Here is an 11,810-nt window from a genome sequence, read left to right as displayed (position 1 = left end):
GCTGCTGATAGCCAATTTACCATCATTTATCACGCTTAACAGCTACCGAATTTGATAGCCAGCCCCGACGCCAAAAAAAGAATAGCAGTCCAAGTGCGATTACCGCCATAAGAGACAAGCATATGGGGTAGCCCCAATACCAATTTAATTCAGGCATATTATATGGTGATTTTTCGGTATTGAAATTCATCCCATATATTCCAGCAACAAAAGTTAAGGGAATAAAGATGGATGAAACCACCGTTAGCACCTTCATAATTTCATTCATTTTGTTACTCACTGCCGAAAGATAGACATCCATTAATCCAGATGCCAGTTCGCGGTAAGTTTCTACCATATCCATCACCTGTACTGCATGGTCATAACAGTCTCGTAGATAAATTCGCACCTCATCACCAATCAGTTGGCCGCTATCTCGAATCAAGGCATTAATCGCATCCCGTTGGGGCCAGATAGCGCGACGCAGTTGCAGTAATTCTCGCCTAATTTGATAGATTTGTTGTAGTGTTTGCGGAGTGGGTTTGACTATCACTTCCTCCTCTAACTCTTCTATGCGCTCCCCATAAAGCTCCAGCACTGGAAAAAAGCCATCAATGATTGCATCTAACAGAGCATAAGCTAAATAATCGCTTCCTTGTTTGCGGATGATGCCTTTACCTTTTTCAATTCGCGCTCTCACCCCTTCAAAGCAATCATGCTCTGGTTCCTCTTGTACTGTGAGCAGATAATTTTTCCCCAATACTAAACTCACTTGCTCACTATAAAAACCGCAGGTTCTTTCCTTAGGCACAACCATGCGGGCAATAATCAGCAATTGGTCTTCAAAATCTTCTATTTTTGGACGTTCTGCCATATTGACCACATCTTCTAAAACCAGAGGATGTAAATCAAAAACTTTACCCAAACTTTGTAAAATATCTCTATTGCCTAAACCCTGTACATCCACCCAAGAAATAGATTCTGTCTCTAGATACTTGACACATTCCTCCGGGGTTGCTATCTGTTCCCGGATAAAGTTAGTTTGGTTATAGTCAATCAAAAAAATAGTTGGATATTCGGCATTTTCATCAATGATGATCGTTCCTGGCAGAGTCCCTGGTTGGTGATAGTATTCTTTTCTAAATGATTTAGTTAAAACTTTGGGAAGATGGCGAAGTTTTCGGATCATGAACTGTTCCCTGATGGTTATTGGTCAATTAGTCATTGAGCCAAAACTCTAAATTATGAACTAGTAATAATATTAAGTATTACAGCAGATATAATATCATTTATAAACCCTAAAAAATAGCCTATGGGTAATACTTTGTTTTCGTACCTTAAACCAGATGAAAAATAGAAATGTGAAATCTTACCCTTAGGGTTTGCCTAAAAGCGTTGAAAGTAGTCAATACTATATTAGCTACTGGGTTTAGGTTGCATAATTTACCGAATACTGCTGTCGAATAGGAATCTGGATCACAAACTCAGCCCCCTTTCCAGGTTCAGAGATACAGTCTATCTTACCGTGATGTTTATCCACAACAATTTGATAGCTAATTGATAACCCTAGACCAGGCCCTCCTCCCACAGGTTTAGTAGTGAAGAAAGGATCAAATAACTTTTGTTTAACATCGTTACTCATACCTGCACCATTATCTTTAATAGAGATGGCTACCCAATTAGAATTTACTACTTGAGTACGAATTATAATTTTACTGGGATTATTACTTATTGCTACTGTTCGTTCCTGATTAAATTTATCCAGAGCATCAATGCCATTAATCAGGAGATTCATAAATACCTGATTCAGTTGCCCTGCATAACATTCAACAAGAGGCAAGTCACCATAATCTTTGATAATTTCAATAGCCGGATGTCCCGGTTTAAGTTGAAGACGATTTTGTAAAATTAGCAGAGTGCTATCAATTCCCTCATGAATATTCACAGGTTTCATGTCAGCTTCGTCTAAGCGAGAGAAGTTACGTAACGTCAGTACAATCTCTCGAATGCGCCGTGTCCCGACTTTCATAGAAGCTAGAGTTTTAGGTATATCTTCTCTGAGAAAATCAAAGTCAATATTTTCCAGAAAATCATCAAGTTCTGGTGCTGTATTAGGATATATCTTATAGTAAAGATTAATGAAAGTGAGCAAATCCTGGGTGTACTCATCAATCTGAGTCAGATTACCGTGAATAAAGCTCACAGGATTATTGATTTCATGGGCAATACCTGCAACCATCTGCCCAAGACTAGACATTTTTTCCGTTTGAATAAGTTGGGTTTGTGTAAGTTTTAGTTCCTGTAGCGTTTGTTCTAGTCGGAGATTTTTTTCATTTAATTCCTGAGTTCTTACAGCAACTTTTGCTTCTAAGTTGGCATAGAGTTGGGCATTTTCTAGGGAGATAGCTGCTTGAGAGGAAAGGAGTTTTAATATTTGCAATCTTTCAGGAGTAAAAGCCCCTACAGTTAGAGAATTTTCTAAGTAAAGAATACCAATAAGTTTACCTTGATTGAGAATAGGGGTACATAATATAGATTTAGGTTGATGTTGGATAACATAAGTATCAGCAGCAAAATTATTTTCAGTAGTAGCATCATTAATCAGGAGATATTCTTGAGTATGGGAGACATAATTAATGATGCTCACTGGCACATCTTGACTGCTGCTAATTGGCGTTAATTGTAGCTTATTCTGTTGATGATATTGAGATTGAGCCACAAGGATTAAATTGCCATCCTGTTGCAAAATCAATGAAGCTGTTTCGGCTCCTACATTCTCTAAAATTACTTGCATTAGAGTGTGCAGCAACTTATCCAGTTGAATTTCAGAAGCAATGGCTATGGATGCTTTAGTCACAGTTTCCAAATCCAATATAGCTGAGATACTTGTACTGTTAGAGTCAGTTCTTAAGTTAGTATCTATATCACTTCCATCACTTTGACTGAGACTGATAATTTTTTGATTGAGTATTGGTGCAAGTAACTGAGGATAGCGTTGTTCTAAGTCGTCAACTTTTGCTTTTGCTCCCCAGTTGATATAACCATAGTAAGCATCAGTCAAGTATAATTGGGCGAGTTTTTCTTTACCATCAGCAAGGTAAAATTTAGCAGTTAACTCGTTGGCTAGTGCTTCTTCTTGGATGTATTCATTTTCCTTAGCTCCCTTAATTGCTTGCTCATAAAGCTCTATAGCCTGTGATTTTCGCCCCAATACTCGTGCTTTTTCTGCTTCTACTAAATCATATTTATGCTGGAAATTATAGTAAGCATGATGGGCCCATAATTTCATGTTTTTTTGGTTCGCTGCCACTTGTTTAAGGTATTGTTTTTTCTCAGGTGGTAATGCATGATTAAACTCAGATAGTAGCGCTAAGGAATGGTAAAAATTATTGATGCAATAAAATATAAAGCCTGGCTGAACTGCCTGATATTGTTTTGTTAACTCAGCATTTTTAATCGCTACTATATTATTTTGAAATAAATAGTTAAGCATAGCTTTTTGAAAATGAAATATGGCCAAATAAGACGGATTATTTTCCAAGGCAGGCATCATTTCTACTTCATTAAATGCCTCACCCACTAAAGTACATTTTTCTAACGAAAGTCCTTGAATATTTAACAAAGTCTGCCTAAAAATGCTGAAAACCAAGGGTAACGTTTCTATTTTTAAACTTCGCGCAATTTCAATGGAATTCAGGCATTTTTGCTCACATAATTCTAGATTTTGTCCGCTTAAAAATAGGTTGATAACTAAAAAAGCATTGGCATTACCGACAAATTCTATATCTCCGGTTTCTAAACCAATCTGCATTGCTTCTATTAGCGGTGCTATTGTTTGTTTAACAGGCTTTTTAAAGTGTCGTATCATGCTATTGAATAAAAAGTTGACTTTACATCTCTGTGAACTAGCATTCAACTTTTCTAGTAAATCAAGTCCTAATTTCCCAAATCTATAACCTGTTTCAATATCCCCAAATTTGTCACATAGCATAGCACCGTAAAGACTATAGGCAAAAGCAGCAAAGGTCGAATTGCCATATTTTACCGATAATCTAACCATTGCCAAAACAGTTAGCGGAAAGTGTAAAGAGCCTGCCTGACTCGCAGCAGAAGCCATAAGTGATAAAATTTGCATAGCTGCTAGTTTATAGGGATCAGCCATTATTGGTAAATTTGACAAATCCTGAATTCGTTTGCCAATTAAAGTTAATTTGGTCTGTAATACTCCCGCCAAAATATCCAGCACACTAGGTTGATTAGGCAGTTCTACCCCCAGGTTTTTGAGTATTCGCACTCCTATTTCTACAGCTTCTGACATCAGATTTTGAGCAATAAAACTCTGGATTTGAACTTTATATACCCTAACTTGCTCTAAAATTGTTTTTGCTTGTTGCAATGTGAGATTGGCTAAGTGTTTAGACTTCTCAAAGTTGCCATTTAAATATTCTACTTCTATAGTTTCGACATAGAGATTTATTGTTAAGTCATACTGATGCTGCCAACTATCTGCTGCTAAAAGTCCTAAACCTACATTCAAATATCTAACAGCAGCTTCATAAGCTGTAGCTGATTTGGCCTTACTGCCTGCAAGTAGATTGAGTTTGGCCAGATCATATTTTTCTAACTGGCTGACAATTAGATCAGATCCCATATTTAACTGGTTGACAAGCTCAAAAAGATTTTCTTCCAATTTTTCTGGAGTGGTATTTTGGAGAATAAGCTGACCAATTTTCAAATGTGTAACTTGTTTATCGGCTTCTGGAATTAGCGAATAAGCCGCTTGCTGTACGCGGTCATGGAGAAATTTATACTTAACTGTTACTTTTTTATCCGTCGGTTTCCAGTGTTCATCATCCCTAATAACTGAATCATCTTGATAAAGCTTATAGACTTCATTTTTTGGTAAAATTAGCCCTTCTTGTAAAGCTTTCCACAAATTAGCCGCTGTTTCAGTTTCTGATTTTTCACAGACGATTGACAAGGTATATAGGTCAAAATTATTCCCTATACAAGCTGCAATTTTTAAAGTATTTTGGGTGTTTTTTGGCAATTTTTGTAACTGAATTCCTAAAAAGTCTAATACATCAGTATTTAGGTGCAAAGACCGTAATCCTGTAATATCATACTTCCAGTTACCCGTATTTAAATCAAATTTAATTAACCCATCTTCATACAAATATTTTAGTAACTGATTAGTAAAGAATGGATTACCTTGAGTTTTATTTAACACTAACTGTGTTAAAGGTAAGGCTTTAGATTCCGGACAATGTAGAGCATCAGATACTAGGAGATTTAGATAAAATTCATCAAGTGGTTTCAATGTAATTTGGTTGACGGTTCCCCTAGTTTTAAGGATATCATCTAAAGTCATCATAAAAGGATGTCGGGCATTAACTTCATTATCCCGATATGCACCAATTAGCAAGAGATATTGCACATCTGTTTCAGTTATTAGTAACTGAATTAACCTTAACGATGCCGAGTCTACCCATTGTAAATCATCTAAGAAAATTACTAGGGGATGTGATTTAGTTGCCAAGACTCTAATAAAATTAACGAATAATAAATTAAACCGATTTTCAGAAGCAGTTCCTGTAATTTCTGCTACTTGTGGTTGTTTGCCGAGAATCTTTTCTAATTCAGGAATGATATCAATCATCACCTGTGCTTGTTCTCCCAATGCTGATAATATCTTAGTTTTCCAATCCAATAATTGAGATGTGCTTTCTGTTAGCAGTTGTGCCATGAGACTACGAAAAGCTTGGAGGAATGCTCCCAAGGGAATATTTATTTGGAATTGGTCAAATTTACCAGAGATAAAATAACCTTTTTGTCTGACAATTGGTTTATGAACTTCATGAACAACAGCAGTTTTACCAATGCCAGACAAACCAGCAACTAAAATTAATTCTGCATTACCATTACTGACACGTTCAAAGGCATTTAATAAAGTGGTAATTTCGGTTTCTCTACCATAGAGCTTTTCAGGAATTAGGAAGCGATCGCTGTTATCTGTCTTTCCCAATTCAAAGCCTATAATCTCGCCTTGATTTAACCACATTTGCTGACATATTTCTAAGTCATGCCTGATACCTCTAGCTGTTTGATATCTTTTTTCAGCCGTTTTTGCCATTAATTTCATGATAATATCGGCTACAGTTTGAGGAATCTTAGGATTAATTTCTCTCAGATTTATAGGCTCTTTAGCTAGATGACAATGTACTAACTCTAGGGGATTAGTGCTATCAAATGGTAATCTACCTGTAAGTAATTCATAAAAAGTCACGCCGAGAGAGTATAAATCTGTGCGATAGTCTATCCCACGATTCATTCTTCCCGTTTGTTCTGGGGACATATAGGCTAGTGTGCCTGACAAAACATTGGGATTTTTAATCTCGGCGTTTTCTTTAGCTAGGAGTGAAGAAATACTAAAATCTATCAGCTTAATTTGTTTAGTTTCGGGATGAATGAGAATATTTTTAGGCTTGATATCTTGGTGAATAATTTTATTTTCATAAACGTATTCCAGGGCATTGCTAATTGATATAGCAACAGCCAAAAAATCTTCTAAAATCAATGCTTGAGAGTTGGCATATTGACTTAGACAAATACCACCAAAATCCTCTAAAATGAGAGCATAACTATTACCATAACGTTCTAAATTATAGCATTTAATAATATTGGGGTGATCAAGGTGTTGGGCGATCGCATACTGATTTTTCAACAAAATCAAATCACGAACTTGGGGATACTCTGTGTTAAGGATTTTGATGATAACTGGGGTCTGTGTCTGGTCTTGGTAAGCACGATAAACTCTGGTTCTCGTACTAGCATAGATTAACTCGGTAATTCTATAACCGGGAATAGCGATCGCAAAAGTGGAGGTCATAAAATTTATTGCCTAAATTTCCGGCGTTGCTATGGGTGATATGAAGAGGTAAATCTACTTGACTATGTTCAAGAATTTAGAGCAAGGCTTCCTGTATAGTTATCAGTACTTGATTAATAATTTACGCAAGTTGGAAATACTTTTACATTTATTCAAATTCATTTCCTTGCTTCAGCAAAGTCAAATTTTTAGAGGTGCTATGTAAGTAGTATTCCCAGAAATTTCACTTAAAAAACACTTGTGGCTGTCATTAGACAAAAAGCTTTCAAAAAGTCACTATAAAAAAGCAGTTTGCCTTTTACAAGACAAACTGCTGAAAAACATTTCATTAATTTGGGAAAGGGTCGATTAGAACATGCCCATGCCGCCCATGCCGCCCATGCCGCCCATACCACCCATGCCACCCATGCCGCCCATGCCGCCCATGCCGCCCATGCCACCAGCATCAGGGGCAGCAGATTTCTTCTCAGGTTTTTCCACAACTAGGGCTTCTGTGGTTAAGACCAAACCAGCAATAGAAGCGGCGTTTTGCAAAGCTGAACGCACAACTTTAGCTGGGTCAATAATGCCTGCGGCAATTAAGTCTTCAAATTCCCCAGTAGCGGCGTTATAGCCGATATTGAAATCACTTTCTTGCACTTTAGAGACGATGACAGTACCTTCGGCACCAGCGTTGTCTGCAATTTGCCGTAAGGGAGCTTCTAGTGCGCGTGCGACGATATCAGCGCCAATTTTTTCTTCAGCATTGAGGCTGTTTTTAATTGCTGCTATCTTGGAAATCAAGTGAATCAGGGTTGTTCCACCACCAGGAACAATACCTTCTTCGACGGCGGCTTTGGTGGCGTTCAGCGCGTCTTCAATCCGCAGTTTGCGGTCTTTGAGTTCGGTTTCGGTGGCTGCACCTACTTTAATTACTGCCACACCGCCAGCTAGCTTGGCGATGCGTTCTTGCAGTTTTTCTTTGTCGTAGTCAGAATCAGTTTCTTCCAATTGCTTGCGAATTTGAGCAACTCGCTTTTGCACCTCTGGCTTAGTGGTGCTACCAGAAACAATTATGGTGCCTTCTTTGTCAATCACGATTTTGCTGGCAGTTCCCAGCATTTCTAAAGTAGCGGTATCTAGGTTTAAGCCGATTTCTTCGGAAATTAACTGTCCGTCGGTGAGAATGGCAATATCCTGTAATAAGGCTTTGCGGCGATCGCCAAATCCCGGCGCTTTGATCGCGGCTATAGCCAGTACACCACGTGCTTTGTTTACTACCAAAGTCGCCAAAGCATCGCCATCCACATCTTCAGCCACAATCAGCAAAGGTTGACCATTACGGGCAACTTTTTCTAATATCGGCACTAAATCTTGGATGCTGCTGATTTTTTTGTCAGTAATCAGAATACGGGCATTTTCAAATTCCACCGTCATCCGGTCGTTGTTGGTGATGAAGTAGGGGGAAATGTAACCCCGGTCAATCTGCATCCCCTCAACTACTTCTAGTTCGGTTGTCAGAGATTTGGATTCTTCAACGGTGATGACGCCGTCTTTGGTGACTCTCTCCATAGCTTCAGCCAGCATATTGCCGACTTCTTCATCATTACCAGCTGAGACAGTGGCAACTTGAGCGATCGCACTTCCCTCTACTGGCTTCGCTAATTTAGCAATTTCCAGCACCAAAGCCTCAACAGTCTTATCGATCCCACGCTTTAAGCTAACTGGGTTAGTACCAGCTGCGACGTTCTTCAACCCTTCTCGAATCAAAGCCTGTGCTAAAACCGTGGCAGTGGTAGTACCATCCCCAGCGACATCTTTAGTTTTTGAGGCTACTTCCTGAATTAGTCTCGCGCCAGTGTTTTCTAAAGGATCTTCTAATTCAATTTCTTTGGCAACAGTGATACCATCGTTGACAATTTGGGGGGCGCCAAATTTTTTTTCTAAAAGGACATTACGACCTTTTGGTCCCAAGGTGATTTTCACCGCATCAGCCAGGGCATTAACACCTTTTTCGAGGGCCCGCCGTGATTCTTCATTAAATGCAATAATTTTCGCCATGTTTCTTTTCTCTAGCGCTTCCTTTAGACAATTTAGCACTCACGGGCAAAGAGTGCTAATTGCCCAAGCCGTTCAAGTTAACAAACGGAAACAAAAAAATTGATTAATATACAGTTGATGCTCATGTTGAATACTGGCAGTAATGGTTGAATTGGGAGATGAATCTAGACAACTCCCTTAAGTCTCTCGGTATTGCTGACTTTAGCGGCACCGGCTGGTTGGCGGTAATATTTACGTTTCTCTTAGCTTGGCTTGTAACGTGGCGTTTGATGCCGACAGTACGCAAATTTGCCTTGCGGGTAGGTTGGGCTGACCAACCCAACGCACGGCGACTCAACCGAGAACCTTTACCCAATGCAGGCGGTTTAGCTATCTACGCGGGAGTGATTGCCGCATTGGTACTAGCTAGCCTTTTAAGACCTATTGAACTCCAAAGCGTATTGGCTCAGGTGCTGACGATTCTCTTGGGGGGTTCGATATTAGTACTTGTGGGATTTATTGATGATCAATTTGGCTTACCGCCCTCTGTCCGCCTATGGGCGCAGATAATCACAGCACTGTTGCTGGTTGCTAATGGTATTAGCATCAAAGTCACTTTTGGCACTCCGATTGACTCGCTCCTGTCGATGTCCTTGACAGTACTCTGGGTAGTAGGGATTACCAATGCCATCAACTTGATGGACGGTATGGATGGTTTGGCAGGAGGAATCAGCTTTATTACTGCCATGAGTTTGTTAGGGGTTTCCGCTCAGTTTAACAATCGGGCAGCTGCAACTTTAGTTCTAGCAGCCTTGGGAGGTGCCGCCCTAGGCTTTTTGCGCCATAACTTCCACCCCTCACGGATCATCATGGGTGATGCTGGAGCGTACTTTTTCGGCTATGTGCTGGCAGCAACTAGCATTTTAGGCAAACTCCAACAAAACACAGTTTATGCCCTCGTACCCACAGTTTTATTTCTACTGTTGCCAGTGGTAGACACCACTCAAGTGTTTATCCGACGTCTCATGGCAGGGAAAAACCCCCTCAGCACACCTGGCAAAGATCACCTGCATCACCGCTTGCTTGCTTGGGGATTCTCCCAACGCCACGCCGCCTTCACTCTTTGGTCAATTACCTTAGTTTTTAACTTGCTGGCAATGAGAATACAAGGTATGACTTTGGCAGTGATGTTGGCCACTGCCGTTAGCATCATTATCCTGTTAGGTTTTACTGTCTGGCAAAGGATACGCCAACAGTCCTGAATGCTGAGTTATGAGGAGCCACTACGTTGTCTCTTTTCCCCTGGTTGTTAGCGAGAGCTAATTTGTTCGCGGAGCGTCTCCCTAGGAGATAAGAGGCAGCAAGTGGCGTTGCTGAGTTCTGAATTCAAAACTGTTTTCAACTTAACGCTCATAACTTATACCAATAAAGAAAAATGATGGCGATAGATGGACAGAGAAAACCCAGATACACCAAGCGGTTTCCCATCCAAAATCTAAAATCCAAAATCCAAAATGGTATTACTCAGCAATCTTCAAACCATCATCAGACCGCCATTGACGTTAAAGACTTGTCCGGTGATGTAGGCAGCGGCAGGATCGGCGGCTAGGAAGCGTACCATGCCAGCTATTTCTTCTGGTTGACCGAAACGACCTAGGGGGATGTATTTGAGAATTTCATCGGACTTGAGATCAGTAATCATGTCGGTGGCAATGAAACCGGGGGCGACGGCGTTCACAGTGATCCCACGAGAAGCAAGTTCTTTGGCAACGGTTTTGGTAAAGCCGATAACACCTGCTTTGGCGGCGCTGTAGTTTGCCTGACCGGGATTGCCCATTTGTCCAGCAACGGAGGCAATGTTGATAATTCGCCCAGAACGTTGCTTCAGCATAATTTTACTGGCAGCTTTTGTACATAAGAACACACCAGTCAGATTTAGGTCTATGACTGCAAGCCATTCTTCTAGTTTCATTCGCAAAAGTAATGTGTCGCGGGTAATACCTGCATTATTGACTAAGATATCAATGCGCTGGAACTTGTCGATGACTGTCTTAACTAGTGTGTCTACTTGATCAACTTGAGAAACATCAGCTTGTAGAGCGATCGCTATTCCTCCCCCTGCTGTAATTTCTTCTACTACTTTGTCAGCGGCGGCACTAGAGTTGGCATAGTTTACGACTATGCTCGCTCCCTGTGTGGCTAATTCTAGTGCGATCGCTCGCCCAATTCCCCGTGAAGCACCTGTAATAATTGCGACTTGGTTTCGCAAGTTTTGTAAATTTTCAGGCAAGAGTTCCATTAACTATTCCTCAAGATTTTGAATCACTGCGCTAATGATCTTATGGCGATTTGCACTCACTTACTGAGATGATTTCAGATTTTAGTCTGCTGTCCTCCAGAAGATATACTTCTGAGATTGGCAGCGAAATTGAGCAACAATAAAAACAAAATAATGTTGCACCGATTTTATTTACGAAGAATTAATATTGAAACAATCAATTAAAAATTGGTGTGTGTCAAATGACAACTAAAAAGCAATTCAATAGCTTTGAAGAAATGCTGTCTGGTTCTGATGTACCTGTGTTAGTAGATTTTTATGCTGACTGGTGTGGGCCCTGTCAGATGATGGTGCCAATTTTAGAGCAAGTCAATACTCAACTGAAAGACCGTTTACGTATCGTGAAAATTGACACTGAAAAGTACACAGCCTTGGCAACTCAATATGAAATTTCTGCTTTACCAACCTTAGTACTGTTTAAGCATGGTCAGCCAGTGGAGCGGATTGAGGGTGTAGTGCAAGCAGCGCAGTTGGTGCAACATCTACAAACCCTCCTTTAAAATAAGAATAGCCAGAGGTTTACCACCCCTGGCTGATAGCTTCTGTCCTTTTCAGCCTACTGATCTACTATTTGTGTTGATTTCA

General features: G+C 40.0%; 6 protein-coding genes. 2 read left to right on the top strand and 4 right to left on the bottom strand.

Annotated elements, in window-relative coordinates; translation table 11 throughout:
- Positions 1 to 22: 22 nt before the first annotated feature.
- The 3 genes from corA to groL form a co-directional block, all read right to left on the bottom strand.
- Positions 23 to 1,168, bottom strand: coding sequence for a magnesium/cobalt transporter CorA (gene corA / locus H6G32_RS08535; protein WP_190457099.1), 1,146 nt, complete (start codon positions 1,166 to 1,168; stop codon positions 23 to 25).
- Positions 1,169 to 1,408: 240 nt separating this feature from the next.
- Positions 1,409 to 6,868: a trifunctional serine/threonine-protein kinase/ATP-binding protein/sensor histidine kinase gene (locus tag H6G32_RS08530; RefSeq protein ID WP_190457097.1), complete on the bottom strand. Its 5,460-nt coding sequence runs from the start codon at positions 6,866 to 6,868 to the stop codon at positions 1,409 to 1,411.
- 348 nt (positions 6,869 to 7,216) lie between these two features.
- The gene (gene groL / locus H6G32_RS08525; protein WP_190457094.1) at positions 7,217 to 8,908 is read right to left on the bottom strand and encodes a chaperonin GroEL; all 1,692 of its coding nucleotides are present in this window, start codon (positions 8,906 to 8,908) and stop codon (positions 7,217 to 7,219) included.
- A 158-nt stretch (positions 8,909 to 9,066) separates the two neighbouring features.
- On the opposite strand from groL, the gene H6G32_RS08520 reads away from it, so the two are divergent.
- Complete coding sequence (locus tag H6G32_RS08520; RefSeq protein WP_190457092.1) at positions 9,067 to 10,149, top strand: MraY family glycosyltransferase; 1,083 nt, start codon at positions 9,067 to 9,069, stop codon at positions 10,147 to 10,149.
- 272 nt (positions 10,150 to 10,421) lie between these two features.
- Here H6G32_RS08520 and fabG read toward each other — a convergent pair whose 3' ends face one another.
- Positions 10,422 to 11,186: a 3-oxoacyl-[acyl-carrier-protein] reductase gene (fabG, locus tag H6G32_RS08515; RefSeq protein WP_190457090.1), complete on the bottom strand. Its 765-nt coding sequence runs from the start codon at positions 11,184 to 11,186 to the stop codon at positions 10,422 to 10,424.
- Positions 11,187 to 11,407: 221 nt separating this feature from the next.
- Here fabG and trxA point away from each other — a divergent pair, with 221 nt between their 5' ends.
- Positions 11,408 to 11,725: a thioredoxin gene (gene trxA / locus H6G32_RS08510; RefSeq protein ID WP_190457088.1), complete on the top strand. Its 318-nt coding sequence runs from the start codon at positions 11,408 to 11,410 to the stop codon at positions 11,723 to 11,725.
- Positions 11,726 to 11,810: the final 85 nt, after the last annotated feature.

Source organism: Cylindrospermum sp. FACHB-282, from assembly GCF_014697195.1.
Lineage (GTDB): Bacteria > Cyanobacteriota > Cyanobacteriia > Cyanobacteriales > Nostocaceae > Cylindrospermum.
This window is presented reverse-complemented; position numbering and strand designations above follow the sequence as displayed.

What these genes read in the sequence shown, in the direction of transcription:
- corA (WP_190457099.1), bottom strand. Translation starts at nt 1,168, where the DNA reads ATGATCCGAAAACTTCGCCATCTTCCCAAAGTTTTAACTAAATCATTT.
- H6G32_RS08530 (WP_190457097.1), bottom strand. Translation starts at nt 6,868, where the DNA reads ATGACCTCCACTTTTGCGATCGCTATTCCCGGTTATAGAATTACCGAG.
- groL (WP_190457094.1), bottom strand. Translation starts at nt 8,908, where the DNA reads ATGGCGAAAATTATTGCATTTAATGAAGAATCACGGCGGGCCCTCGAA.
- H6G32_RS08520 (WP_190457092.1), top strand. Translation starts at nt 9,067, where the DNA reads ATGAATCTAGACAACTCCCTTAAGTCTCTCGGTATTGCTGACTTTAGC.
- fabG (WP_190457090.1), bottom strand. Translation starts at nt 11,186, where the DNA reads ATGGAACTCTTGCCTGAAAATTTACAAAACTTGCGAAACCAAGTCGCA.
- trxA (WP_190457088.1), top strand. Translation starts at nt 11,408, where the DNA reads ATGACAACTAAAAAGCAATTCAATAGCTTTGAAGAAATGCTGTCTGGT.